Here is a 26,561-nt window from a genome sequence, read left to right on the forward strand (position 1 = left end):
GAGTGAATTCATACTTTGATAAATTAAAAAACAATGTATTAATTAAAGTTAGCTCTTTTAATGCTATTGGTGTTTTTGTAAAAATGATTACTGGTGTTATTAGCCTAAAAGTGATAGCGATATTCTTAGGTCCAGAGGGGTTGGCTTTGATGGGTAATCTTCGTAATGTTTTGACTTCAATACAATCCGCAGGCACCTTAGGATTGTATAATGGGGTAGTAAAATACATAGCAGAATTTAAAAATAATAAAGAGGAGTTAATAGCAATGCTATCAACTACTTATCTGTTTTGTTTTATAATCACCTTGATTTTATCAGGTTGGTTGTATTTTGATCCGAACTTTTGGAATAATTTGATTTTTGGAAATCAATATGACTATGGTTTTATTTTTGAAGCTATAGCGATTGCCTTACCTTTTTATTCTATCAATACGTTATGCTTGGCAATAATTAATGGTTATTCTAAGTATAAGGCATATATAGGAGTTAATATAGCTAGTAGCTTTTTAGGTTTATTAGTGACTGTTTTTTTAGTGTGGGAATATAGATTAGAAGGTGCATTTATAGCTATCATAATAAATCCTGCAATTTCACTAATAATCACAATTGTGATTATGACCAATCTTAAAAATGTAATTAACCCGCTACAGTTTACAAAAGTTTCTTTAAGGTATATAAAAAGATTAAGTTCTTATGCTATTATGGCTTTGATATCTGCTACGGTATTACCTGCAATTCTTATTAGAATTAGAAATTTTATTATTAATACAGAAGGAGTAGAAGAAGCAGGTTATTGGGAAGCAATACAGAGTATTAGCAATCAATATATGCTTTTTATAACAACTTTGTTAACGATTTATCTCCTTCCTAAATTGGCAGAGATTGGTAGAAGTAAAGATTTTAGATTAGAGGTAATAAATTTTTACAAGACTATATTACCTGTGTTTGTTGTTGGGTTTTTAATTATCTACTTTCTAAGAAATATCATAATTAGAATTCTTTTTTCTGATGATTTTGTAGCCATGGAACCATTGTTTTTATGGCAATTGTTTGGGGATTTTTTTAAAATAGCTTCCTTAGTAATAGCATACCAATTCTTGGCTAAGAGAATGTTTTGGTATTATATAATCACAGAGATCATTTCGTTTGGTTTTTTGTATCTGGTAAGTATTTATTTGATAAAACATTTCGGTTTTATTGGTGCTTCTATGGCGTATTTTTTTAATTATGTTTTTTATTTTCTATTATTGATACTGGTATTCAGAAAATCATTTTTTGGACCTGATAGAGATATTTAATTAAAGTGAATCAAAAAGATAGCATAAAAGTTTGTATAATGGTTTCTTCTTTAGGAGTAGGAGGAGCAGAAAGATCAAGTGCTATTTTATCAAAAATGTTGGTTGATTCAGGATATGATGTAACAATCATAAGTATTTTGAATGATATTGTATATGATTACAAAGGAGAACTAGTAAATCTCGAACTATTAACTTCAACTTATAAAGGATTATACAAACGCTGGCGTAAGTTTATTATTAGTAGAAATATATTAAGTAATAATAAATTTGATTATGTTATAGATACAGCATCAAGACCAGGATGGTTTAAACAATGGTTTATTAATACTTTTGTATATCAAAAAACAAGTACTGTATTTGTAGTGCATAGTTATAATCTCGATAGTTATTTTCCTAACCATACGATTTTGGGTAAGTATTTGTATCAAAATTCACATGAATTGGTAGGAGTTTCTAAAGATTCTGTGACTCATTTTAAGGAAAAATATGGTTTGCAAAAGGGAAGATGTATCTATAATGCATTTGATGAAGCTCATTGGGATATGTTATCAAAAGTTAAGATTGATATATCAGAAGAACCTTTTATATTATCGTATGGTAGAATTTTTGATGAGATAAAAAATTATAGTTTTTTGATCAAAACATATTCTCAATCGCAATTACCTAAGAGAGGAATAAAACTTTTTATTATTGGAGATGGACCAGATAAGATAAAGATTCAAAATCTTGTTCAATTCTACGGAATACAGGAATATGTTATTTTTAAGGAGTTTTTAGAAAATCCATTTCCTTATATAAAACAAGCGTTGTTTACTACTTTAACCAGTAATTATGAAGGTTTTCCAATGGTTTTACTTGAATCTTTGGCCATAGGAACACCTGTAGTTTCTGTGGATTGTAAATCCGGACCTTCAGAGGTTATAGTTACAGGTAAGAATGGTATCTTAGTGCCGTTCAAAGATGAGCAGGCGTATACTGAGGCCTTAAATAAAATGATAGAAGATCAGGATTTTCACAAACGATGTAAAGAAGGTACTATCATTAGTGTATCCAAATTTAAAATAGAAAATATAATTCCACAATGGCAAGCAATACTTCCACGAAAAAGATAAAAAACACAAATACCATTGAGGATTGTAAAATTATTGAGATTCCCAAGATAAAAGACCCAAGAGGAAACATAGCTGTAGTAGAGAAGGATGTAATCCCTTTTGAAACGAAACGAGTGTACTATTTATATGATGTTCCTAGTGATGCGAGCAGAGGAGGTCATGCGCATAAAAACTTATGCCAATTTCTTATAGCACTAAGTGGAAGTTTTGATGTGATTTTACACGATGGTGGAGAACAAAAGAAGATTACTCTTAATAAACCAAATAAAGGATTGTTGATTAAATCCGGAATATGGAGAGAGTTAGAGAATTTTTCTTCTGGTTCGGTTTGTCTAGTATTAGCCTCTGAAGTTTTTGAAGAAGAAGATTATATTAGAGATTTTAACGACTTTTCATTATTCAAACGCTGATAGTTTGATACCGGCACTTAAAATTAATTTCCTCCTAATAATCTTAAAAAAGCTGTAAAGGAATTTGGGAGTAGTTAATAATATTTTCTGTTTAATATTTAGGTTTTTATAATCAATTTCTTCTCTATACTTTCTAGCAGTTTTTGAATCTCCAGCTGCTTTATATTGCAATGAAATTGAATATCTGTTTTGATCCAAATAGTTTTTTAGACTGGGGTTAGTTTTCTCTTCTTTTTCGAACTTATTAAGATCTTGAAAGTTTCTTTTTAGTGTATCTGTTTTTGAAATTCTATTATTAGCATCTAAGTTATAGGTGGCAGTAACATAGGTAGCTAGGGCAATTTTGTATTTAAGTGCAATCCTAATCCAAAGATCTGTGTCTTCTCCTGCTCCATGGGTAATAGAAGTGTCGAAAAGACCAATATTGTCCAGAGTTTTTTTAGGAACTGCACAAGCAGAAGTCCAAGCGATAGCATCAATAGTGCTGGATTCAAAAAAATCGTTAATAATCATTAAAGTGTTACTGTTCGCATCGATATTCTTGAAATTAGCTAAAAACGTAGACTTTGCATTAAACCTTTTTTCATAAGATGTAGCAAATAGACCAGCATCAGGAAATTTTTGATATAATCGGAACACTATTTCAAGATGATTTGGATACCAATAATCGTCTGCATCAAGAAAAGCAATGAGCTTTCCTTTAGCTTTTTCAATCCCCAGATTCCTCGCTTTAGAAACACCATTGTTTTTTGTAGAAAAGTAATGTATTCTTTCATCAGTATACCGATTTACAATCTCTTCACTATGATCTGTAGAACCATCATTAACAATTACAACTTCATAATCGATATAAGTTTGATTAAAAACTGATTCTAATGTATTAGCAATGCTATTCTCTTTATTGTAAAGCGGAACTATAATGGAGAAAAAAGGCACTAGGTTTTGTTTTTAGTTAAGCAAAAGTAACCCAAACGATAGAAATCATAACATAAAATAGAAGGATAAGATGATTTGAAGTTTCTTTTAAGTAAATTTCTTGAGATTCTGAAAATTAATGAAATAACTTTATCAACTTTAATTTTATTCATAGTGTAGTATAAATTAGATACTTTATATCGGTTATATTCAAGTTTGTCATTATTAATTAACTCAATTAAATTTTCAATAGCAAATTCGGTTTTCTTTATAAAAGTTTCTGCGTCGTCCATAGCATCATGAATCACAGGATTATCAATATATTTAATAGGAATACCTTTTTTAGTAATTGCATCAAAAAAGACTACATCCTCACACCCATATTTATGCAGAGATTCGTCAAATTTTATAGTTTTAAAAATTTCTTTATGGATTAAAAAGTTAGAAGAACAAACAACAGATCGCTTATTTCCTTGACCTTGAGATATGGATTCTCTTTTTTTAGTGTAAACCCAACGTAGTTTAAAAGGTTTTTTTGGAGGTTCTTTTAAATAAGTCATTCCACCAGTTACTACTTCTTGATCTATATTCTCTAAATACGTTCTGATAAAGTTTTTGTCCTTAGGAAATGTTCCTGCATCAATAAATAAAAGGAAGTCGTATAAAGCTTTAGAAGCTAGTAGATTTCGTATTGCACTTCGTCCTATATTTTTTGGTAATTTTTTAAATGTACATCCTGATATGTTATTGATAAGATTATTTTCCTTAGAATAAAGCTCTGATTCATCATCTAGTACAAGTATTTCAAAAGCTATATTACATAAAGAAACTTGTTGATGAACTTCCTCAATTAAAGGAATTACATTATAATTATAAACTGGGATCAAAATTGATAACATTTAAAGATGCTTTACTAGAAGTTTATAATTATTTTTAGGTCAAATTTGTAATTGGATAGATGAGTCACCTCGATAGAGATAAAATAGCCGATCTTATTTTTTTAAAACTCAAAGATAATGAAGAAGTTTTAAAAAATCACTTTCGTCAGACTAGTGAAGGTATTGGTTATTTTTATTTAGATGATTTGTTACCGGATGAGTTGGCTAGAGATATTTTTGATAAATTTCCAAGAACCAAAGAAGTAAAGGTTAAAAAAAGTATTCGAGAATATAAGTATGTAGCTGCTCAGATGAACAAATATCATCCATTGTTAGAAGAGGTTATATATGCGTTTCAAGATCGTAAAATTGTTGATCTTATTGCTATGATTTGTAATTATAACAATGTGGTGCCGGATAAAAATCTTTATGCCGGTGGAATTTCTATGATGGGGAAAGGGAATTACTTAAATCCACATTTAGATAATTCTCATGATAAAGATGTAAAGCTATGGCGAGTACTCAATTTATTATATTATGTTACTCCAAATTGGGAACCTACTAATGGAGGAAATCTAGAATTATGGCCAAACGGATTAAAAAGTGAACCTATTTCAATAAACTCAAAGTTTAATAGGTTGGTAATTATGGTAACCCACAAACAATCTTGGCACTCTGTTAGTAAGGTAAAAAAAGACCAAGTGCGTTGTTGTATTTCTAACTATTATTTTTCTACAGAACCTGTAGATGCTAAAACATCGTTTCACGTAACTACATTTAGAGGGAGACCTGGTCAGTTTTTTAAAGATAAAATCCTTAAACTTGATTCATCTCTGCGAATGGGGGTTCGAAAAATATTCAAAAAGGGGATTAGAGAAAACCCTCATGTTTATAAGAAAGATGATTCTTAAAAGAGATTAGTTAGGATGTTTTTCATAAATCCAAAATAACTAAAATGTTCTTTTTAGTATTCATATTCAACTTTAAAACACTTGTTCCAATATTGATTAATTTTGCCAATAATTGTCCCGTCTACATTTAGAATTAATTTGCATAACAATATCTAGATTGTAATTAGATTACCCTTTTCTTTGTACTACTTCAAAAACCTTATTTCCTTCACATTTCAATGTTTTTGAAGGATATTTAAGTAACAAAGCGTAATCGTGAGTGGCCATTAAGATCGTATTTCCATTTTTATTAATATCCTGTAATACTTCCATTACTTCTACAGAAGTTTGAGGGTCCAGATTTCCGGTTGGCTCATCCGCAAGAATAAGCTCGGGATCATTAAGTAAAGCTCTGGCAATTGCAATTCGTTGTTGTTCTCCGCCAGATAATTGATATGGAAACTTAAAATCCTTGGTTTTCATTCCAACTTTATCCAGTACATTATCAATTTTACTATCCATGGCTTTCTGATCAGTCCAACCAGTAGCTTTTAATACAAATAACAAATTATCCTTTACAGTTCTATCATTAAGTAATTTAAAATCCTGAAAAACAATCCCTAATTTTCTTCTAAGAAAAGGAATTTGATTTTCTTTTAATGTACTTAAATCAAAATCTACGATACTACCTTCTCCTTCTATCAAAGGAATATCGCCATAAAGAGTTTTCATAAAACTACTTTTACCTGTGCCTGTTTTTCCGATCAGATAAACAAAATCTCCTTTGTTAACCTCTACGTTCACATCGGATAGGATTAAGTTTTCGCGTTGATAAATAGATGCATTTTTAAGACTTAGAACCGGTTCGGACATAATATGAGATTCTGATTTTATTAATTTTAGTAAAAGTAAAAAGTTTATGCAATAATGTATTTATTAAAAATGTTTTTTTATCCACGTTGATTTTAAGTACTTTTCCAAAGAATTCATATTACATACATTTTGCAATTTAATACTGTCGATTTTGCGTTATTTTTTCCAATCGTTTTTGTGTTGTATTGGTTTGTGTTTAATCGATCAACAAGGATTCAAAATGTTTTTCTTCTTATAATAAGCTACTTATTTTATTCTTTTTGGGATTGGCGATTTTTATCATTAATTTTTTTGAGTTCTTTGATTGATTTTTTAGTTGGTAGGCAATTGAAATCTGCATTAGGTAATCCGAGAAAAGTACTATTTGGAATCAGTTTGTTTTTTAATATTGGGATACTTTTTGTTTTTAAATACTTTAATTTTTTTATAGAAACGTTTACAGAGGCCTTTTTGTTATTTGGAAAACCTATATCTTACAATTCTTTAGAATTTATTCTTCCTGTAGGTATTAGTTTTTATACTTTTCAGACCTTAAGTTATACTATAGATGTATATCGAAGGCGAATAGATCCTACTGCTGATGTTGTTTCGTTTTTTGCATTTGTTTCTTTTTTTCCGCAATTAGTTGCTGGACCTATAGAAAGAGCTTCTAATCTTTTACCACAGTTTCAGAAAACCAGAATATTTGATTATCATAAAAGTGTTGATGGATTACGATTGATTCTGGGCGGATTGTTTAAGAAAATGGTAATCGCAGATAATTGTGCACTAATCGTTAATAATCTTTTCGAAAATTATACAGACTATTCAGGTAGTACGTTGTTTTGTGGAGCCATATTTTTTGGTTTTCAGATTTATGGAGATTTTTCCGGTTATTCTGATATCGCAATTGGTTCTGCAAGGTTATTAGGCTTCGATCTAATGAAGAATTTTAACTTCCCATATTTGTCAAAGAATCTGATCGAATTTTGGAGACGTTGGCATATTTCACTTTCTACTTGGTTCAGAGATTACATATATATCCCTTTAGGAGGTAATCGAGTTTCAAATTCCAGATTGATCTTCAATATTCTAATCGTTTTTTTATTAAGTGGTCTATGGCATGGCGCTAATCTTACTTTTCTATTTTGGGGATTGATTCATGGGGCGATATTGATATGTACTGTTTTTATAAGTAAGTATAAGAGATTAAATGTTTTTATGGATAATCAAAAATCCATTGCTATTGATTTTATTAGAATCGGGATCACATTTTTTATAGTTACCATTGCTTGGGTGTTTTTTAGAGCAGAAAACATCACGGAAGCTTTTGGGTACATTAATCGGATTTTTTCTACATCCTTCTTTTCTATACCTCAAGGGAATAAGTTGTTTTTGATTTTGTTGATGGGGTATTTCTTAATAGAATGGTTTCAGAAAAAAAGAGAACACTTATTGGATATTTGTCATATATCCTTAAAACCTATTAGATATTTGATTTATTACGCTACTGCATTTTTGGTATTTTATTACGGAGGAGATTTACAAACCTTTATATATTTTCAGTTTTAATGATGAAGGTTTTTATAAGAAAAATACTCGTTTTTATTATACCTATTCTAATTGTTTGGGCTGTATTAGAATGTTTCTATAAAACTGTTGCATCCAATTATTCGTATAAACATCGATTGATTTCTGAGAACTATGATGATATAGAAACATTGATTCTAGGAGATTCTCATGCTTTTTTCGGAATTAATCCAGAATATCTAGATACTAGGGCATATAACTTATCAAACATTAGTCAAAGTTTATATTTTGATCAATTGCTATTCGAGAAGCATATAGATAGTCTTCCTAAGCTTAGAAATGTGATTATAACCATCGGTTATTATAGTTTAAGTCAATTACCAAATACTAAAGAAGATGTATGGCGGAAATATTTTTATCGTAGTCAGATGGAGCTGGATGTGCCAGTTATTGGTCCATTTGATTTTAAAAAGTATAGTTTATCAATGACACGTCGTTTTAATAAATCTGTTTCTTTGATTCATACATATGTAGAGAAAGGAACAATCATAGGATGTGATGCTACTGGTTGGGGTACGTATTATGAAAATACAAACGGGGGAGTTTTGGATATAGAAAGCAGAGCTACAGCAAAAAGACATGAAGATTTCCTGTTTAATTTTGAAGAAAATATCTCTCGACTGCAATCTATTATAGCGTATTGTAAGAAAATACATTGTAATGTCTACTTAGTAGATATGCCAGTATATGAAGGATACTTAGATTTACTAGATTCGAATAAGCTTGAGAAAATAACTAAATCCTGCAGTGATTTGGCAATCAATAATAGTAATGTGATGTATATTAATTTACGTCAAGATCCTAGACTAGAGAAATCTGATTTATACGATCCTGATCATTTAAATCATAAAGGAGCCGAAAAGTATACAAAAATCATAAATACAATCATATCTGATCCGAAAAATGATGATTGATGTAATTATCTCAAAAATATTTCGTTATTAAGATGAAGATTAGGGTATCTTTAACACAAAATTTATTCACGGGAAGCGATATTTACTTTAAGAAAAATTGGTCAAGGGAAACCTTGAAATTTCTATTAAACTGTTATTCTGTTATAATACAGAATCTAAACTTTGAAAGAAATATTTACATGAACAAATACATCACTTTGATGCTTTTTGTTGCGATCCTATCTTCTAAGATTTCTGCGCAACAATCAGCAATTTATACTAACGAATTAGTACTGTATAATCAGGCTTTAGAACTTTATAATAATAAGCAGTTTCTGGCAGCTCAGAATTTGTTTGATAAAGTTAGAGATGCTGTAGATGACGAAAATATTGATGCAGAATGTACTTATTACATAGCCAATTGTGCCGTATGGCTTAATCAAAAGGGAGCAGATGCCTTGATGGAAGAGTTTGTGGTACAATACCCTACTAGTATTAAACGTAATGCAGCATATCTTGATGTAGCCAATTACTATTTTGACAATGGTAAATACGCCTATGCTCGTAAATGGTATGATAAGGTAGATGAAGGAAATATGAGTCGTACTGAAAAAGAAAAGTTTAATTTCAATAATGGATATGCATATTTTAAAATTCAACGGTTTAATGAAGCAAAAAAGTTTTTAACCAAAGTAGAAGAAACTGATAAATATGGAGCTCAGGCAAAGTATTACTTGGGTTTTATTGCTTACGAAGGAGATAACTATCAAGAAGCAGATAAGCTTTTTGATGAGGTAAAGGATCTTGATAAATACAACAAGAACCTATCGTATTTTCAGAGTGATATGAACTTTAAATCAGGAAAGTTCCAGGAAGCTATCAATGATGGATTAGGACAACTCTCTAGATCAAAACCTTCAGAAAAATCAGAACTAAATAAGATTATTGGAGAGAGTTATTTCAACCTTGGTCAATACGATAAAGCAATACCTCACCTTAAGGCGTATAGAGGGCGAAAAGGAAAATGGAATAATACCGATTATTACCAATTAGGATATGCCTATTATAAAGGAGTAGATTATACCAATGCAATTTCAGAATTTAATAAAATAGTAGATGGGCGTAATGCTACCGCTCAAAATGCTTATTACCACTTGGCAGAATCCTATTTAAAGACAGATCAAAAACAACAAGCATTAAATGCATTTAAAAATGCTTCAGAAATGGATTTTGAAGCTAAGATTAAAGAAGATGCACTTTATAATTATGCGAAGTTGAGTTATGAGATCGGTAATTCTTATGAAAGTACACCAAAAGTGTTATTATCCTATGCAGAAACCTACCCTAATTCAGAGTTCAAAGAAGAGATACAAGAATTATTGATCAGCTCGTATATCACTTCTAAGAATTATAAAGAAGCTATGGATCTATTAGAAGGGAGTCGTAATTTTGATGATAAGGTTGTTTATCAAAAGGTAGCTTATTTCAGAGGAGTAGAACTATATAATGAAGGGAACTATATAGATGCAAAAGTATATTTTGATAAATCTTTAGCGCAACAAACGGATCCGAAGTTTGCAGCTAAAGCTATGTATTGGAAATCAGAATGTGATTATTTATTAAGTGATTTTGAAGAAGCATTAATAGGGTTTAAACAGTTTAAAGGAAGTCAGGGAGCTTCAACCACTAATGAATTTAATGAAATAAATTATAATATTGGATATACCTATTTCAAATTAAAACAATATCCACAAGCTGCAGATTTCTTTGATACTTATTCTAAGAAAAGAGGTATTGATGAGATAAGACTAACGGATACTTATTTAAGATTAGGAGATAGTCATTTCATTTCCAGTAAGTATTGGCCGGCTATGGAGGCTTACAACAAGGCTATCAAAAATGGCGGACCAGATTCAGACTATGCGCATTATCAGAAAGCCATTAGCTATGGTTTTGTAAAAAAGAATGATAAGAAAATCAATGACCTAGAGATGTTTCTGAAACAATATACAAGATCAACCTACCGTGATGATGCAATGTTTGCTTTAGGAAATACCTATGTGGCAGAAAATAAAACCCAAAGAGGTATTGCAGCGTATGATCGGTTGGTTAAAGAAGTTCCTAAGAGTTCTTATGTGCCAAAAGCATTGTTAAAACAAGGGTTGATCTATTATAATGGTGATCAGGGAAATAGAGCGTTAATCAAATTCAAAAAAGTAGTCGCGGATTATCCAGGAACTGATGAAGCCTTGCAAGCAGTGAATACAGCCAGATTAATCTACGTAGATCTGGGTAGAACTGATGAATATTCTAGTTGGGTAAAAGGATTAAGCTTTGTAGATGTTACAGATGCGGATCTGGATAATACCTCCTATGAAGCAGCAGAAAAACAGTTCTTAGAGAATAATGATAATGGAGCCATCGCTGGTTTTCAAAAATATTTAGAAGAATTTCCTAATGGCCTTCACGCATTAAAAAGTCATTTTCAATTAGCACAATTATATTTTAAGAAAGGAGATAAACAAGCTACGATTCCTCATTATGAATATGTGTTACAAAAAGATAGAACAGAATTCACTGAGCAAGCATTAGCAAGATTATCCCAAATCTATTTAGAAGATCGTAATTATGATAAAGCTATTCCTGTGTTAGAGCGACTAGAAACAGCAGCTGATTTTCCTCAGAATATCATATTTGCACAATCTAATTTGATGAAATCACATTATCAATTAGTGCATTATCAGGAAACTATTGCATACGCCGAAAAGGTATTGCAAAATCCAAAGATCCAGAATGATGTAAAAAGTGATGCGCAGATTTTTATTGCTCGCGCAGCATTACAAACTGCAGATGATGCCAGAGCCAAAAGAGCATATGCCGAGGTAAGAAAAATTGCGACTGGAGAGTTGGCGGCAGAGGCGTTATATTATGAAGCTTATTTTAAAAACAAAGAAGGTAGTTATAAAGCATCGAATGAAACTGTACAAAAATTAGCCAAAGATTATTCAGGATATAAATTATATGGAGCCAAAGGTCTTGTCCTTATGGCTAAAAACTTCTATGGATTAGAAGATGCCTATCAGGCAACCTATATTTTAGAAAGTGTTATCAAAAACTTTACGGATTATCCTGATGTAGTTGCTGAAGCGCGATCCGAACTTAAAAAAATAAAAGCCGAAGAAGCTAAAACAAATTCATCCATCCAAACCGAACAATAATAATCAGTTATAAACGAATATATCTTATGTTTAGATATTGTAAGAAATTAAGAAGACCTCACAGGTCTCCGAGACCTGTGAGGTCTAAAATAATCCTGTTTTTATTTAGTATTTCAATGGTGAGTAACATGCTTGCCCAGGAAAAAGAAGAGGAAACTATAGAAACAGAACGCGTAGTAATTGTAAAGACATACACGCCTACCATTAGTGATGCATTTAAAATAAAATCTACACCAATATTAAATGATTCTGTTACCCAGAAGAAGAAACAACTACGATATAGTATTTTTTCAGTTCCTGTAGCATCCACATTTACTCCTGCAAAGGGTAGAGCCGCCAATATAGATCGACCAAAAAAAATACCACTGTATGATAATTATGCAACTTTAGGATTTGGTAATTTCACGTCGGTTTTAGCAGAGTTTTACAGCAATTTCCAAATAAATCGTACGGATAATGTTGGATTATATTTACATCATAACTCTTCTCAAGGAGGAATAAAAGACATAGAGTTAGATGATAAGTTCTATAATACATTTTTAGATCTTAATTACACATCCCGTACTAAGGATTTTACATACGGAATAGAATTGGGAGTAGAGCACCAATTGTATAACTGGTATGGCTTACCAGAAACTCCTGTATTGACACAAGCAGAAATTGATGCAATTGACCCCCAACAGAATTATTTTGGGGCCAAGTTGGGGGGCAAATTGCAGTTTGACGATTTGTATTTTAAAAGAGCTTCATTAAATTATCGATATTTTGGAGATGCGTTAAGTACTGCAGAGCATCACGCAGTTTTTACACCTACATTTGAGTTCGAAATAGCTGACGAGCTAATTACTACGGATTTTATTATCGATTATCTAGGAGGAAGTTTTGATAGACCACTTAATCTTACATTGCAAACACCAAATGATTTTAGTATTCTTAATTTAGGAATTCAGCCAAATTTAGTAGTGCTAAGAGATAACCTAACATTAAATCTTGGAGCAGCGATTTTTTATAGTATAGACAGTCAGAATAATGATAATGACTTTTTTATCTACCCTAAAGTTACCGCTTCTTATCGATTATTAGATGAAGCAGTAATTGCATATGGAGGATTAGAAGGAGGTTTAAAACAAAATACTTATAGAGATGCAGTACAAGTCAATCCGTACGTGTCGCCAACGTTATTTTTAACAACTACGCACAATCAATTTGATGCCTATGTGGGATTAAAAGGTAAAATCTCTGATGTAGTGAGTTATAATTTTAGAGGAGGTTATGCTTCTGAAGATGATAAAGCGTTGTTTGTCAATAACAGACCGCAGACATTACAATTAGAAGGCTATGATTTTGGGAACTCTTTTGCGTATCGATATGATGATATATTAACGCTTAGTGGGTATGGGGAACTGAATTTTAATATTAATAAAAAGTTTAAGCTGGGCGTATCCGCAGAATATTTTGATTATAACACAGAAGACGAGCAAGAAGCTTGGAATTTACCAGAACTCAGAGCATCCGTGCTATTAGATTATCAGATAACAGATCAGTGGTTTGCCGGAGCACAATTGTTTTATGTAGGAGAACGAAAAGATATCAATACAGCTATTACTTTTGTGCCACCAACTCCTGAAGCTACGGTTACCTTGGATAGTTATTTTGATGCCAATGTAAATCTTGGATATCGATTTAATGATAAACTATCTGTTTTTATAAAAGGAAATAATCTTGCAGGCGAAAACTACGAACGTTGGTCTAACTTTCCCGTACAAGGAATACAAGTGCTAGGAGGTATTACATACAAGTTTAATTATTAAGAGATTTAGTTAAAAATGTTTCTGATTAGAGATTATACATTAAAAAACTGTATTTTATTGTAGTAATTGGAAATGAATTGAATATGAACAGCGTTATCTTTTGGATATGTAGTCTACTATCGATATCCACTTTTGCACAAGAAAATTTCAAGGTATATTATGAAGAAAATGAGAATGGGTATAAAATCTATGCAGATAATGGTGAGTTTTGTCCGGTTTCTGTAGAGATTGACTTTAAAATAGAGAACCTTTCATCCAGCATTGGAGATATTAAAATTATAGAAGTACCAGCACAGACTACCAAATTTTACATTGCAGATCTTACGGTCGTAGACAGAAAAAAAGCGCTGAGATTGGGATTTAGTATACGGTATAATCACGGTAATCATTTACAGACTTCTTACGATAAAGAATATGCATACCATTTACCTTTTAAGAAAGGAGCCGAGTATATGGTGACACAAGGATATAATGGCGCGGTCTCTCATCATAATGAATATGCATTGGATTTTAGAATGCCAATAGGAACTGCTATATATGCGGCAAGAGATGGAAAAGTAGTACTTGTAGAACAAAATTTTGATAAAACATGTACGGAGCAAGGTTGTGCCAAATTTAATAATTACATATTAGTATATCATTCCGATGGAACTTTTGCCGAGTATACTCATATTAAAAAGGATGGCGCTAAAGTAGAACCTGGAGAAATGGTGAAAAAAGGTCAACATATTGGATATAGTGGTAATGTTGGGTGGTCTACCGGACCGCATTTACACTTTATTGTATTTTTACAGCGATTTAAGGATAGAGAAACATTACCCACCAAGTTTCTAGTGGGGAATGGTAAGCAAATAACCCAATTAGAAGAAAAGAAAAAGTATTCAAAAAGTTATTAATCCATATGGACTTTTTGTGATATTAGGTCATAGAAAAACCGTCTACTTCTGTATTAAGAAAACCTTAACCACCAGAACAATTCGATATGCTTATTTTTAAGCTTTGAACAAATTATTGTTTGTACTCCAATCAAATACACTATTATGATGAATAGAATTCTTATGGCAACCTGTTTTGCCATTGTTTTTATAGCCTGTAAAAACGAAAAAAAGGTAGAAGCCATTCCAGAAAATACAACGGTAGATACTAGTGCAGCATTTAATGAAATGCTGGATGCGTACTATGAAGAAGGATTACAGCTTAATCCAGTACAAGCTACCTTTGCAGGAGATAATCGTTTTAACGATCAATTCCCTAATCCCTTGGCAGATGAAACGATAGCCAAGCAAAAAGCCTACTATACTACTTATAAAGAAAAACTAAGCCAGTTTGAGGATGCGAACCTTTCTAAAAGTGAACAAATGACCAAAGCCATTCTGCAATGGGAATGTGATATGAATCTGGCTAGCTTTGATTACAGCAAGAATTATTTTCCTATTGATCAGATGTGGTCTATTAATTTAGTAGCTGGTCAATTGGCAAGTGGTGCCAGTGCACAACCTTTTAAAACAGTAGAAGATTATAACAATTGGTTAAAACGCTTAGATGGATATTTAGCCTGGATGACTTCTGCAGAGACGAAAATGAAAGTAGAAATGAAAGAAGGGTATGTACTTCCAAAATCATTAATTACTAAAGTATTACCGCAGTTAAAAGCTTTAACTGGTGAAGATCTGGATACACATTTATTCTACTCGCCAGTTAAGAATTTCCCGGAAGACTTTTCTGAAGAAGATAAAAGCCAGTTAACGGAATCTTACAAAAAGATGGTTTCAGAAAAAGTCATTCCGGCCTATAAAAAATTACATCAGTTTATGAGTACTGAGTACATGGAAGCTGGTCGAGAAAGTTCTGGTGTTTCTGAAATCCCAAATGGAGAAACGTTTTATAAACATCAGATTAAATTGTACACAACTACCAATATGACAGCTGATGAGATTCATAAACTTGGATTGTCTGAAGTGGCTCGTATTTCTGGCGAAATGGAAAAAATTAAGGAAGAAGTTAGGTATAAAGGTGATCTAAAATCATTCTTTGATTATGTACGTAATAAAAAGGAATTGATGCCTTTTAATGAACCTCAGCAAGTAATTGATAATTTTAATGCGATTCATGAGCGTATGAAACCACAAATCGAAAAGTTATTTGATGTAAAACCAAAAACACCTTTCGAAGTAAGACGTACAGAAGCCTTTAGAGAAAAATCTGCCAGCGCGGAATATAATCCAGGATCATTAGATGGAACTCGACCGGGTATATTTTATACTCCAATTCCGGATGCTACTAAGTATAATGTATACAGTGATGAATCGTTGTTTTTACATGAATCAATTCCTGGTCATCATTATCAAATCTCGTTAACCCAGGAAAGTGAAGAACTACCAAAATTTCGAAAAACACTTTGGTATAGTGGTTATGGAGAAGGATGGGCATTATACTCAGAATCACTAGGAAAAGAGTTAGGATTATACACGGATCCATATCAATATTTTGGGATGCTGGGAGCAGAGATGCATAGAGCAATTCGTTTAGTGGTGGATACAGGATTACACTCCAAAGGTTGGACACGCGAACAAGCTATACAATACTCATTAGATAATGAAGCAGAATCCGAAGCTGGAATCACTTCAGAAATCGAACGATATATGGCCAATCCGGGACAAGCATTATCCTATAAAATCGGACAACTTAAAATCAGAGAACTCCGTGCCAAAGCAGAGCAGGAGCTAGGAGATAAATTCGATATCCGTAAGTTCCATAACGAAGTACTGGAAACTGGATGTGTTCCTTTAGCATTACTGGAAAACAAAATCAACACCTGGATAGCAAGTAACAAGTAAAGCGTAAACTTGAGCTATTGCACCGAAGTGTCATACTAACTTTCGAACCCTGAAGTTACTCGAAGGGTTAGGTTCTCGAAGGCTGAGACTCTTAAAAAGTCAAGTTTCATAGTAATAACATAAACCTAGTAGGATGTCTACTGGGTTTTTTAATGAATACTGGTTCTGTGGCAAACACGGAATTCAATGTAATTCGCTATCTTAGAACTTTACAGGATAGAGAACGATATCGGCAAGCTGAACAATACATGAGAATATTAAGAGAAGGAACATATTATGGAAAACAAAACTCAGAAGTTTCCTTTAATGGTATTCTACTATCCCAATACAACTACACTGTAGAGAAAACTGCTTGGCATTATCATGAGAATCCTTATTTCATGTTTGTATTAGGTGGTAATATGATGGATTGTAATACGAAGGTAAAAACCTTATGCCCATCAGGCAGTATTATGTTCAATAATTGGCAAGAAGCACATTACGGATCTAAACATTCTGAAAAAGCTAATGGATTTCATTTGGAGTTTCAGCAAGACTGGTTCGAAAATAATAGGATTCATATGAACCTGCTAGAAGGCAGTCAGTTAATCGAAAATCCCAAAATGCATTTCCTTTTTGCTAAATTATATCATGAATTTTTGCTGTCAGATGACTATAGTGAACTCTCTGTAGAATTGTTATTGCTACAGATTTGTGAAACATTAGGAGAGATTAAAGAAAATGATTCCAAAAACATCCCGGATTGGATCATTAGATTAAGAGAACTGTTGCATTATGATACTTCGGATCTTAGTCTTCAATATCTTTCTGAACAATTAGATGTGCATCCTGTACATATCTCCAGGGCTGCGCCAAAATACCTTTCTGCTAGTCTTGGAGAATATATAAGGCAACATAAAATTAAAAAGGCAATTCCTTTGATATTGGATTCCTCTAACTCATTGACAGAAATAGCCTATCAAACGGGATTTTCAGATCAAAGTCATTTTAATCGGGTATTTAAATCCTATTTTGACATGAATCCTAGCCTGTACAGAAAAAATCTACATAAAAATTTGTAATACCAATTTAATTATAAAATATCGTATTCATACTTGTTCATTCTTCGCGCTATTTTCTTGTTCAAAATTTCCGTAGCTAAGGCTATGCAAATTCATCACGGCGTCATAGCGCAAAAAAGCAACTTCGTTTTCTATGCGACATTTTACAATTAAATTGGTATGATGTTAATCTGGTACAATTTTTTGAAAGAGTAAGTAAGTAATTTTGACTTTCATAAAAAGTATATAAAATCATGTTTAAAAATCTAATGACAATCATACTTCTTTTCGTATCCATTCTAACAGGTTGTTCACAGCAAGGAACTAACACCTATGAAGGAAACTGGGAAGGGAAATTAGCAAATGCAAATACCTTGAATTTTAACCTCGTTATAAAGGAATCATCGGCTAATTCGCATGAGCTAACGATTAAGAATCCTGAAACAACCATAAAGGAAAAACTAGTACTAACCAGTGATAAGCGTCTTAAAGGAAGTATTGATGATATTCATTTTGATCTTTCTTTTACCCAAGATAAAACAGCAATTACGGGATATGTAAAATCTGGAGTTTTAATGTATCACGTTACTTTGCAAAAGACGAATGGTGGAACCTACAGTGGTGTTTGGAATATATTTATGGTGGATAATCTGCAATCACAAACCATGTATTTAGGCATAGAAAGCAATGAAGATGGTAGCTTTGCTACCTATCCGTTTTTTGGAGATCAACGATTTACAGGAACTTGGGTGAATAGTAGTAAAAAAGAAGGAGATGCTTTAGTATCCAGGGATTATAAAACAGGTCTTAGATTTAACGCTAAACTCCTGGAAGATACCATTGCTTTAGAAATTTTATTAGGAAAGCAAGTCGTAACAGTTGTCAATTTGAAACGCTCTGATATTGATTTGTCATCCATACAACCTAGCGGTCTTAACAGTCAAAGCATTAACAAACCAGTAATATTGAATGATGGTTGGGCCACTGCAAATACAGCAGATGTTGGTGTAAGAACTGCTTCTTTATCAAAATTGATTGATGAGGTCAATAAAAAAGCATTGCCCAATACACATAGCGTGCTTATTGCCAAAGAAGGAAAACTAGTATTCGAAACCTATTTTGATGGACATAATCCCAATATTTCTCATGATCAGCGATCTGCATCTAAGAGTATTTCTTCTGCGATGATCGGGATTGCTATTGAAGACAAAATCCTAACAGGTGTAGATCAAAAACTATATGATTTTATACCTCAGGATTTTCAGTATACCAAAGACCCTTTAAAAGCTAAGATCAATTTCGAAGATTTACTCACGATGAGTTCCGGATTGGATGTGGATGGTGCAGCATCAGAAAACAATTATCAGAGCTCTGATAATTGGTTGAAAACAACGCTAGAAGCAAAAATGGTACAGGAACCAGGAGCGGGTGCTAATTATGGTTCTGCTAATCCATATTTGTTAGGTGTAAGTTTAGATCAAAAGTTAGCATCTCCCTTAGAGTTGTACATGGAAGAAAAGTTGTTTGCTCCGTTAGGAATTACCAATTATATCATCCAAACAGAAAATACAGCAACAACACCTTATTTTGGTGGGGGAATGTACTTGACTCCAAGAGATATGCTGAAGTTTGGACAACTATACCTGGATCAAGGTAAGTGGAAAGGAAAACAGATTATTTCTGAAAGTTGGGTAGCAGCGTCCTTTAAAAAATACAGACGACTGCAAGATGTAAAAGATAAAAATGAATATGGTTATCTGTGGTGGCATAAAAACTACAACGTAGGAGATAAAAAAATAGCATCTATCGAAGCAAGAGGGGCAGGAGGACAATATATTTGTGTAATTCCAGAACTAAAAGCCGTAGTAGTAATTACTTCAGGAAATTATAGAAGCCGAAAATTATTACAACAACCCGAAAATATAATAGAGCAATACGTACTTCCCGCAATTGTGGAATAAATCAGACTTCGATTACGTGATTGCTGAGCTTGCCGAAGTACAGTCCTCGATTACTCCAAACCCTGAGTTGTCACACTGAGCCTGTCGAAGTGCTCGAAGGGTGAATCACACACCCAAAAACCAGCATGATACATCTTGCTGGTTTTTTTGCTAGAAAACAGTAAAAAACTTCTTTATCCGAAAAATGATTAAATTTATAGGAACACAAAACGTCTTATACAGGACAACTAACAAAAACCAATAAAATTAAAACAGATGAAATATTTAAAGTATCTACTGATTGTGGTCGCAGTACTCGCACTAGTGTTTTTTGGAAAAGGCTTGTTAACACCTTCCGTATCCTACGAAAATGAAGTAGTAGTTGATAAACCTGCGAATGAATCTTGGGCAGTGATGTCTGATGAATCCAATTTACCTAAATGGATAGATGGGTTTAAAAGAACAGAACTAGTAAGCGGTACCGCCAATACCGTTGGGGCGGTTTCTAACGTATATGTAGACGAGAATGGTACAGAAATGATGATGGAAGAAACGATAACCGCTTTGAAACTAAATGAACACATGGCAATGACCTTTACCATGGACTTTATGGATATGGACTATGAAATATTTTTTAAAGAAGAAGGCGGTAAAACTACCATCAGTTCTAAATCCACTACTATGGGGAATGGGATTTTCGCAAAATCCCTGATTTCTTTTATGACAGGAGCTATGAAAGAGCAAGAGGATAAAAACTTAAATAACCTGAAAAAACTAATTGACGAAAACACCAAGAACTATTTTCCCAAACCGGAAATAGAAACAGAACCTGTAATTGATTCAACAGCAGTTTCTGCAGAGGGATAATCCAAACTCGAACTTGGACTACGCGCGAGTGATGAGCTTGCCGAAGTGCAATCCTCGGACATCCCGAACCCTGAGGTGTCACATTGAGCTTCCTCCGTAGGCGGACAAGTGTCTAAGTTGTAGTCGAAAGAGGAATCATGAATACAATGTAGGAGCAAGTAGGGTTTATAAACTATAGTTATCAATAATTAAGTAACCATTTACTGGTTTATTTTTAAAAGTTAATTAATTGTTAATATTTTGGAATGATCGTTCTTTTTTGATGATATTTGTATTAAAGAATAATTTTTTTGAACTATTTCAGAACGATCATTCCAAAATAAATATTAATCTAAAAATAAGAAAAATGAAAACTATCGCAAACCGTAAAATTTTATTTACTATTTCAGCAATTATTATTGCAATTATTACAATGAGCTTCACTTTGTCGAACGCTACTGACATAAATATCAAAAAATCAGATGCTATCATTAATGCAGATAAAGAAATTCTTACAGTCATTAATGTAATTACTCCAAAACAAGGACAACAAGATAAAATCGTTGAATTATTACAAAAAGGAATGACTGAGACAATGCGTTACCAGAAAGGTTTTATTTCTGCAAATATCCATAAAAGCTTGGATAGCGAACACGTTATTGTTTATGCACAATGGAAAGATGAGGCTTCTCTTCAAGAAGCAGTAAAACTAATTGAGGCAGGTAAGGCACCAAATATGTTAGAGGTATTTAGTAATTCTACACCTGATTACCATCCTTACGACGTAATTTCAGTAAATTTAGCAAGTGAAAAAAAGTAATGTTAACCATTTAAGATAATTTAATAGCAGGTTTTGCTTACTAAGCTGACCTGCTATGTATTATATAAAAGTATGCCAAGGATAAAATCTTTTGACGAAAATGTTGTACTACAAAAAGCGATGAATCTTTTTTGGAAAAAAGGATTTTATGCAACTTCAATGCAAGACCTTGTAACGCATCTGCAAATCAACAGAGCAAGCATTTATGATACTTATGGAGATAAAATGCAACTCTTTTTACAGGCATTTGCACACTACAGAAAAACCTCTCTATCAGATTTAAAAACTTTCCTATACAGTCAGAATTCTGTAAAAGAAGGATTTAAAAAACTCTTTTTGAGTATAGCGGAAGAAGTCGAAACAGACAAAGATAGCAAAGGTTGTTTTGTGGTAAATACAACAACCGAACTTACTGCTCACGATGATGTTATCAAATCCATAATTCAAGATAATCAAAGAATGTTTATCAGTTTGTTTTTAGATCACTTAAAAACCGGTGTAGAGAATGGAGAGATTTCACCTGAAAAGGATTTAGAATCATTGGCCTTATTTCTATTTACGTTAAACAATGGACTTAAGGTTTTAAATAGAACTAACACTTCTAAGAAAGATTTAAGAAAAATGGTTGAAAACGCACTTACTATTTTAGATTAATTATTTTTTTCTACAACTAATTCTAAAAAACAAGTTATTCGTAATGAGAAAATCAGTCTTCCTACTTTTACTAATAATTATAGTATTTAATAGTTGTTTTGATTCTTCTACTTCAAGCTCAAATAAGTTGGATAGTGATGATTATGATTCTAAAGAGGAACGAGTAGAGATTCTAAGAAATGAAATCAAATCTTTTAGCGAATTTGAGAATGCAGAATTCGAATTGTTTAATGTAAATGGATTCTCAAATAGCAGAACCACGCTTCCAGGAGCCTCTTCTTGGGATTACAAGTTTGTAATTAAAATTGATCCTTCGGATATCAAGAAATGGACAGAGGGAATGATCCAGACGATACCTGAGGATCACGATGATAAGTGGGTGAAAGAAATAATTGAGAAAAGAAGAATGGAGTGGCAAACAACAAGTGACCCAGAGAAATATACTCGAAATGGAGATAATGTTGTGATGATAGTGTATAGATCAGAAGGAATTATCTTTAAAAGAGTGATTAATTTATAAACTTATCTAGCAGAATGATTATATAGGTAAGTATACAAAAGTTAAGAATTTGATAAAAACCCGATATCATCTTTTTTATCTTTATTTTTATCCTTTCACAAATCAAACTCAACACCTCATGAAAAAAGTACTTTTAGGAACGATTAGTACACTTTTGTTTATTTCTTGTCAAGAACCTAAAGAAGCAGCAGATTTGCTGGTTTTTAATGCCAATATATATACAGTAGATGATACACAACCGAAGGCAGAAGCTTTTGCTATTAAGGATGATAGATTTATTGAAATAGGTAGTTTAGAAAAATTAAGCAAAACATATACGTTTACTGATTCAGTCAATGCAAAAGGTAAAACCATTGTACCTGGTTTGATTGATGCGCATTGTCATTTTTATGGATTAGGATTACAGCAGCAAAAGGTTGATCTAACCGGTACTACTAGTTATGATGAGGTACTGGCACGTATTGTAGATTTTCAGAAAAAGAAAAAAGTATCTTTTATCACCGGTCGTGGATGGGATCAAAACGATTGGGAGATCAAAGAATTCCCGACCAAAGAAAAACTAGATAGCCTATTTCCGGAAACTCCAGTCGCTATGACTCGAGTAGATGGTCATGCTATGTTAGTTAATCAGACAGCTTTGGATTTGGCTAAGATAACAGCAGATACTAAAGTATCAGGAGGAGAGATTGTGCAAAAGAATGGCGAATTGACTGGAGTACTGATCGATAATCCAATGGAGATGGTAGAAGCGATCTTTCCACAACCTACAATTGCCGAGCAAGTGGTGGCATTAAAAGATGCAGAAAAGATTAACTTTAGTTATGGATTAACAACAGTAGACGACGCCGGATTAAGTCCCGATGTGATTACAGTTATTGATAGTTTACAAAAAGCCGATCAATTAAAAATTCGCATGTATGCGATGGTAAGCAATGTACCAGCATATGTAGATCATTATCTAAAAAAAGGAGTTCACAAAACGGACAAATTAAATGTATCTTCTTTTAAGGTCTATGCAGATGGTGCGTTGGGATCTAGAGGAGCAGTGCTTAAGAAACCATACTCTGATAAAGATGATCATCATGGAGCTATGGTGATCGGTGTAAATGAATTTAAAGAATTGGCTAAAAAACTGGCAGGTTCTCCTTTTCAGATGAATACACATGCTATTGGAGATTCTGCAAATGCAGTAGTGATGAATACCTATTATGACGTGTTAAAAAATAAGTCAGACAGGAGATGGCGTGTAGAACATGCACAAGTAGTATCTCCAGAAGAGTTTGATATCCTTAATGACAATCTGGTAATGAGTGTACAACCTACACATGCTACGAGTGATATGTATTGGGCAGATGAACGATTAGGTGAGGAACGTATCAAAGGAGCATATGCGTATAAACAATTATTAGAAAAAACTGGTAAAATAGCTCTAGGAACTGATTATCCTGTAGAAAATGTAAGTCCATTCTATACATTTTATGCAGCAGTAGCTCGTAAAGATCTTAAACAATATCCAGCAGGAGGTTTCCAAAAAGAAAATGCCTTATCTAGAGAAGAAACTTTAAAAGGAATGACAATCTGGGCAGCCTATAGTAATTTTGAAGAAACTGAAAAAGGAAGCATTACCAAAGGTAAATTTGCTGATTTTGTAATTCTGGAAGAAAATATCATGGAAATTGAAGAAGATAAAATACCGAATATCAAAGTAAATGCTACCTATGTGGGTGGAGAGAAGGTGTTTGTTAGAGGTGAGTAAGTGAGTACGCTTTGCTGTGAGAGGTGAGTGTGTAAGAGCGTTTCACTTTTGAGTATTAAGTATGTGAGGCGCTTTGCTTTGATTACTAAGTACTTAGTGATAGGTAGTTGAGTATACTAATACTAAAAAACTTCTAACTTTTTAACTCCTAATTCCCACTAACACTGCCTACTTCATACTTAGTACTAACTACTAAAAACTTATCTTCCTCCATTAGCCTGTAGATCAGCAATACATAATGCGTCTAGTTTCGGAACTCCATTATCTAACATACTAATCATTCCTGTTTCGAATTCTATAGCAGCTTCCATTAGACAGCTTTGTACATTACAATGACCTCTGGATTCTGTATCTTCATGTTGAGATTGTAATGAGGTACCAATATTTATAAGACCTAATAAGTGCGCAAATTCATGATTCAATGCAGCTGCTTCAACTGTGGATAACATAGGGGCATTAGGATTGCTGCTTAGGTTACGAAGTGTACTTTCATAAATAACGATAGAAGTATTTAAGTAAGCAGTACCCAAAGTTACTCTAGCTCCTTCATCGCTATCATTAGTTCCATCTGCAAAGTAGATATATACCTTTATTTCATCTCCCTCATTAAATTCGGTTCTTGTAGTAGTTTCAATTTGTTTTACTTTTTCAATAGTAAATGGTGCTAATCCTGAAGAAGGTACCGATCGTTGATTTATTATGATTCCATCTGGTTTAAAAAGACGCTCTTCTAGAAAACTTCTAAATGTATTTATGGCTGTTGTCGTTGGTTCAAATCCCTGTACAGAAACAATTTCTACAGTCAATCCTTTAAAATTAGTATCACTTAACAAGTCATTGGCAGAGGTTCCTAGTGGTTGACCGTTTGGAGATTGGTTATCCGCTACAAATGTGTTTTCATCATCATCAGAACATCCGACCAATAATAAAGATGTAAATAAAAGTATACTTAAGAATTTTGTAATTTGCATAAAAATTGATTTTCCAGAGGTATTGGTTAGTAAATAAACGAATTTATGAGAGATATAGTTTTTGCTTTAACTTTATTTTTAACAAGTACCGCTTGTATGTCACAAAGATCGTACCATCAAGATGCTATTCGATATTTTGAATTAAATGGAACTGAACAACAATATGATACTGCAATAGAACAAATGTTTGCATTGTTAAAAGAACAGTATAATTCTCAGAATGTTCCTGATAAAGTCTGGGAAGAATTAAAAGGAGATAAAACGGCTGCCTTAGCTAATATTAAATCGTTACTAGTATCTGCATATCGCAGTAATTTTTCACAAGAAGATATCAAACAACTTATTGTTTTTTACGAATCTGAAACGGGGCAGCAAATGGTTAAGGACAGAACGCAGCTTACCGATGCTCAAAAAACTAAATTGTCTGATTTTTTTAATTCTAAAGTAGGACAAAAAGTCCAAAACCAAAGTGATTCTTTAAGATCTATGGTAGCAGAAGTTAGTGAGTTATGGAGCAGAGATTTATATACAGAAACTATCCAGAAATTAAAATCTAAAGGGTATCAGACACCTTAGTTAGTTTAGCTAGATAATCATGGTTTTCTCCCTCTAGAAGTAATTCACATAAAAAACCATTAGTGTTGGCAGCATTTTGTAAGGTGTTGTAATCAATATACAACCAATCGAACCAATCAGATTGTAGTTTCTTATATTTTAGCTGATATTGCATCTCTCCGTAATATCTAGCAGAAGCATCCACCCAAAAACTTCCATCATCTTCGGTAAATAAATAAGAGATGTCCGAAGAGTCAATCAGGATTTGACCATTAGGCTTTATTAAATTTTTAATTTTCGAAAAAAAAGCATCAATATTAGCAAGTTTTCCTATGATTCCGCTTCCATTCATTAAAAACAATAGCGTATCATATTGTACTTCTTTAAGATCAAAAATATCCTGAACAGATGCATTGGTAATTCCTCTTTTTTTACAAATCTCGATAGCTCCTTCAGAAATATCGATTGCCTGTATATTTAGTTTTCTATTCTCCTGAAGAAATAAACTATGACTTCCTGCACCGGAACCTACATCTAAAACATCGCCAAAAGCAAGATCCAATGCTTTTTGCTCTATTTTTGGCATTTCAGGATAAGTTCTAAATAAATAAGGAATCGGTATGATGTCGTCATCAAAATCTGGAGCCTGTACTATAATATCTTCGCTATACTTTTTGTTATAAAAATCTTTAATCGCTTCTCCGAAAATATCTTTGTTGATCATTATAGTTGTTAATTCGAAATTCGTAATTCAT

General features: G+C 32.7%; 23 protein-coding genes. 18 read left to right on the plus strand and 5 right to left on the minus strand.

What is annotated here, in order from left to right; genetic code table 11:
* Positions 1-2: 2 nt before the first annotated feature.
* From Q0829_RS25150 to Q0829_RS25160, 3 genes are read left to right on the plus strand one after another with little or no spacing between them, the layout of a single operon-like run.
* Entirely contained in the window at positions 3-1,298 is a 1,296-nt protein-coding gene (locus Q0829_RS25150) for an O-antigen translocase (RefSeq protein WP_298548255.1), read from the plus strand.
* A gap of 38 nt (positions 1,299-1,336) precedes the next feature.
* Positions 1,337-2,410 (plus strand): glycosyltransferase, encoded by a 1,074-nt coding sequence (locus tag Q0829_RS25155; protein WP_298548258.1) that lies wholly within the window; start codon positions 1,337-1,339, stop codon positions 2,408-2,410.
* Positions 2,380-2,820, plus strand: coding sequence for an FdtA/QdtA family cupin domain-containing protein (locus Q0829_RS25160; RefSeq protein ID WP_298548260.1), 441 nt, complete (start codon positions 2,380-2,382; stop codon positions 2,818-2,820). The genes Q0829_RS25155 and Q0829_RS25160 overlap by 31 nt, the downstream gene beginning before the upstream one ends.
* On the opposite strand, the gene Q0829_RS25165 is transcribed toward Q0829_RS25160, so the two are convergent.
* Together Q0829_RS25165 and Q0829_RS25170 are read right to left on the minus strand one after the other, a co-directional pair.
* Positions 2,806-3,756: a glycosyltransferase family A protein gene (locus Q0829_RS25165; RefSeq protein ID WP_298548262.1), complete on the minus strand. Its 951-nt coding sequence runs from the start codon at positions 3,754-3,756 to the stop codon at positions 2,806-2,808. The two genes, Q0829_RS25160 and Q0829_RS25165, sit on opposite strands and share 15 nt — an antisense overlap.
* Positions 3,756-4,634 (minus strand): glycosyltransferase, encoded by an 879-nt coding sequence (locus Q0829_RS25170; protein WP_298548264.1) that lies wholly within the window; start codon positions 4,632-4,634, stop codon positions 3,756-3,758. The genes Q0829_RS25165 and Q0829_RS25170 overlap by 1 nt, the downstream gene beginning before the upstream one ends.
* Before the next feature lie 59 nt (positions 4,635-4,693).
* On the opposite strand from Q0829_RS25170, the gene Q0829_RS25175 reads away from it, so the two are divergent.
* On the plus strand, positions 4,694-5,524 hold the full coding sequence (locus tag Q0829_RS25175) for a 2OG-Fe(II) oxygenase (RefSeq protein WP_298548266.1): 831 nt from the start codon (positions 4,694-4,696) through the stop codon (positions 5,522-5,524).
* Between the two features lie 168 nt (positions 5,525-5,692).
* On the opposite strand, the gene Q0829_RS25180 is transcribed toward Q0829_RS25175, so the two are convergent.
* Complete coding sequence (locus Q0829_RS25180) at positions 5,693-6,376, minus strand: ATP-binding cassette domain-containing protein (RefSeq protein ID WP_298548268.1); 684 nt, start codon at positions 6,374-6,376, stop codon at positions 5,693-5,695.
* Between the two features lie 300 nt (positions 6,377-6,676).
* Here Q0829_RS25180 and Q0829_RS25185 point away from each other — a divergent pair, with 300 nt between their 5' ends.
* The 13 genes from Q0829_RS25185 (at position 6,677) to Q0829_RS25245 (ending at position 24,280) form a co-directional block, all read left to right on the plus strand.
* Positions 6,677-7,927: an MBOAT family O-acyltransferase gene (locus Q0829_RS25185; protein ID WP_366894006.1), complete on the plus strand. Its 1,251-nt coding sequence runs from the start codon at positions 6,677-6,679 to the stop codon at positions 7,925-7,927.
* Between the two features lie 2 nt (positions 7,928-7,929).
* Complete coding sequence (locus Q0829_RS25190; RefSeq protein ID WP_298548271.1) at positions 7,930-8,859, plus strand: hypothetical protein; 930 nt, start codon at positions 7,930-7,932, stop codon at positions 8,857-8,859.
* Positions 8,860-9,038: 179 nt separating this feature from the next.
* Positions 9,039-12,056, plus strand: a complete 3,018-nt coding sequence (locus tag Q0829_RS25195) for a tetratricopeptide repeat protein (RefSeq protein ID WP_298548272.1) — start codon at positions 9,039-9,041, stop codon at positions 12,054-12,056.
* 26 nt (positions 12,057-12,082) lie between these two features.
* Positions 12,083-13,867 carry a TonB-dependent receptor gene (locus tag Q0829_RS25200; RefSeq protein ID WP_298548273.1) on the plus strand — a complete coding sequence of 595 codons (1,785 nt, stop codon included), beginning with the start codon at positions 12,083-12,085 and terminating at the stop codon, positions 13,865-13,867.
* 83 nt (positions 13,868-13,950) lie between these two features.
* A complete protein-coding gene (locus Q0829_RS25205) occupies positions 13,951-14,763 on the plus strand; it encodes a M23 family metallopeptidase (protein WP_298548275.1) in 813 nt (270 codons plus the stop codon).
* Positions 14,764-14,907: 144 nt separating this feature from the next.
* A complete protein-coding gene (locus Q0829_RS25210) occupies positions 14,908-16,704 on the plus strand; it encodes a DUF885 family protein (protein WP_298548279.1) in 1,797 nt (598 codons plus the stop codon).
* A 167-nt stretch (positions 16,705-16,871) separates the two neighbouring features.
* Complete coding sequence (locus Q0829_RS25215; protein WP_298548281.1) at positions 16,872-17,765, plus strand: helix-turn-helix transcriptional regulator; 894 nt, start codon at positions 16,872-16,874, stop codon at positions 17,763-17,765.
* Positions 17,766-17,998: 233 nt separating this feature from the next.
* A complete protein-coding gene (locus tag Q0829_RS25220) occupies positions 17,999-19,705 on the plus strand; it encodes a serine hydrolase (protein WP_298548283.1) in 1,707 nt (568 codons plus the stop codon).
* Positions 19,706-19,960: 255 nt separating this feature from the next.
* On the plus strand, positions 19,961-20,551 hold the full coding sequence (locus tag Q0829_RS25225) for an SRPBCC family protein (protein ID WP_298548286.1): 591 nt from the start codon (positions 19,961-19,963) through the stop codon (positions 20,549-20,551).
* 346 nt (positions 20,552-20,897) lie between these two features.
* Positions 20,898-21,350, plus strand: coding sequence for an antibiotic biosynthesis monooxygenase family protein (locus tag Q0829_RS25230; protein ID WP_298548290.1), 453 nt, complete (start codon positions 20,898-20,900; stop codon positions 21,348-21,350).
* 72 nt (positions 21,351-21,422) lie between these two features.
* Positions 21,423-22,004, plus strand: a complete 582-nt coding sequence (locus Q0829_RS25235; RefSeq protein ID WP_298548292.1) for a TetR/AcrR family transcriptional regulator — start codon at positions 21,423-21,425, stop codon at positions 22,002-22,004.
* Between the two features lie 43 nt (positions 22,005-22,047).
* Entirely contained in the window at positions 22,048-22,524 is a 477-nt protein-coding gene (locus tag Q0829_RS25240) for a hypothetical protein (protein ID WP_298548295.1), read from the plus strand.
* 118 nt (positions 22,525-22,642) lie between these two features.
* Positions 22,643-24,280, plus strand: coding sequence for an amidohydrolase (locus Q0829_RS25245; protein ID WP_298548298.1), 1,638 nt, complete (start codon positions 22,643-22,645; stop codon positions 24,278-24,280).
* A gap of 200 nt (positions 24,281-24,480) precedes the next feature.
* Here Q0829_RS25245 and Q0829_RS25250 read toward each other — a convergent pair whose 3' ends face one another.
* Entirely contained in the window at positions 24,481-25,251 is a 771-nt protein-coding gene (locus Q0829_RS25250; protein WP_298548300.1) for a hypothetical protein, read from the minus strand.
* A gap of 45 nt (positions 25,252-25,296) precedes the next feature.
* Here Q0829_RS25250 and Q0829_RS25255 point away from each other — a divergent pair, with 45 nt between their 5' ends.
* Positions 25,297-25,827, plus strand: coding sequence for a DUF2059 domain-containing protein (locus Q0829_RS25255; protein WP_298548302.1), 531 nt, complete (start codon positions 25,297-25,299; stop codon positions 25,825-25,827).
* On the opposite strand, the gene Q0829_RS25260 is transcribed toward Q0829_RS25255, so the two are convergent.
* Entirely contained in the window at positions 25,805-26,530 is a 726-nt protein-coding gene (locus Q0829_RS25260) for a class I SAM-dependent methyltransferase (protein WP_298548304.1), read from the minus strand. The genes Q0829_RS25255 and Q0829_RS25260 overlap by 23 nt on opposite strands.
* Between the last annotated feature and the right edge of the window lie 31 nt (positions 26,531-26,561).

The sequence above is a fragment of the uncultured Aquimarina sp. genome (assembly GCF_947492405.1).
In the GTDB taxonomy this organism is placed as follows: domain Bacteria; phylum Bacteroidota; class Bacteroidia; order Flavobacteriales; family Flavobacteriaceae; genus Aquimarina.

What these genes read in the sequence shown, in the direction of transcription:
- Q0829_RS25245 (WP_298548298.1), top strand. Translation starts at nt 22,643, where the DNA reads ATGAAAAAAGTACTTTTAGGAACGATTAGTACACTTTTGTTTATTTCT.
- Q0829_RS25260 (WP_298548304.1), bottom strand. Translation starts at nt 26,530, where the DNA reads ATGATCAACAAAGATATTTTCGGAGAAGCGATTAAAGATTTTTATAAC.
- Q0829_RS25155 (WP_298548258.1), top strand. Translation starts at nt 1,337, where the DNA reads ATGGTTTCTTCTTTAGGAGTAGGAGGAGCAGAAAGATCAAGTGCTATT.
- Q0829_RS25210 (WP_298548279.1), top strand. Translation starts at nt 14,908, where the DNA reads ATGATGAATAGAATTCTTATGGCAACCTGTTTTGCCATTGTTTTTATA.
- Q0829_RS25160 (WP_298548260.1), top strand. Translation starts at nt 2,380, where the DNA reads ATGGCAAGCAATACTTCCACGAAAAAGATAAAAAACACAAATACCATT.
- Q0829_RS25220 (WP_298548283.1), top strand. Translation starts at nt 17,999, where the DNA reads ATGTTTAAAAATCTAATGACAATCATACTTCTTTTCGTATCCATTCTA.
- Q0829_RS25200 (WP_298548273.1), top strand. Translation starts at nt 12,083, where the DNA reads ATGTTTAGATATTGTAAGAAATTAAGAAGACCTCACAGGTCTCCGAGA.
- Q0829_RS25230 (WP_298548290.1), top strand. Translation starts at nt 20,898, where the DNA reads ATGAAAACTATCGCAAACCGTAAAATTTTATTTACTATTTCAGCAATT.
- Q0829_RS25205 (WP_298548275.1), top strand. Translation starts at nt 13,951, where the DNA reads ATGAACAGCGTTATCTTTTGGATATGTAGTCTACTATCGATATCCACT.
- Q0829_RS25175 (WP_298548266.1), top strand. Translation starts at nt 4,694, where the DNA reads ATGAGTCACCTCGATAGAGATAAAATAGCCGATCTTATTTTTTTAAAA.
- Q0829_RS25255 (WP_298548302.1), top strand. Translation starts at nt 25,297, where the DNA reads ATGAGAGATATAGTTTTTGCTTTAACTTTATTTTTAACAAGTACCGCT.
- Q0829_RS25195 (WP_298548272.1), top strand. Translation starts at nt 9,039, where the DNA reads ATGAACAAATACATCACTTTGATGCTTTTTGTTGCGATCCTATCTTCT.
- Q0829_RS25180 (WP_298548268.1), bottom strand. Translation starts at nt 6,376, where the DNA reads ATGTCCGAACCGGTTCTAAGTCTTAAAAATGCATCTATTTATCAACGC.
- Q0829_RS25250 (WP_298548300.1), bottom strand. Translation starts at nt 25,251, where the DNA reads ATGCAAATTACAAAATTCTTAAGTATACTTTTATTTACATCTTTATTA.
- Q0829_RS25190 (WP_298548271.1), top strand. Translation starts at nt 7,930, where the DNA reads ATGAAGGTTTTTATAAGAAAAATACTCGTTTTTATTATACCTATTCTA.
- Q0829_RS25240 (WP_298548295.1), top strand. Translation starts at nt 22,048, where the DNA reads ATGAGAAAATCAGTCTTCCTACTTTTACTAATAATTATAGTATTTAAT.
- Q0829_RS25225 (WP_298548286.1), top strand. Translation starts at nt 19,961, where the DNA reads ATGAAATATTTAAAGTATCTACTGATTGTGGTCGCAGTACTCGCACTA.
- Q0829_RS25235 (WP_298548292.1), top strand. Translation starts at nt 21,423, where the DNA reads ATGCCAAGGATAAAATCTTTTGACGAAAATGTTGTACTACAAAAAGCG.
- Q0829_RS25170 (WP_298548264.1), bottom strand. Translation starts at nt 4,634, where the DNA reads ATGTTATCAATTTTGATCCCAGTTTATAATTATAATGTAATTCCTTTA.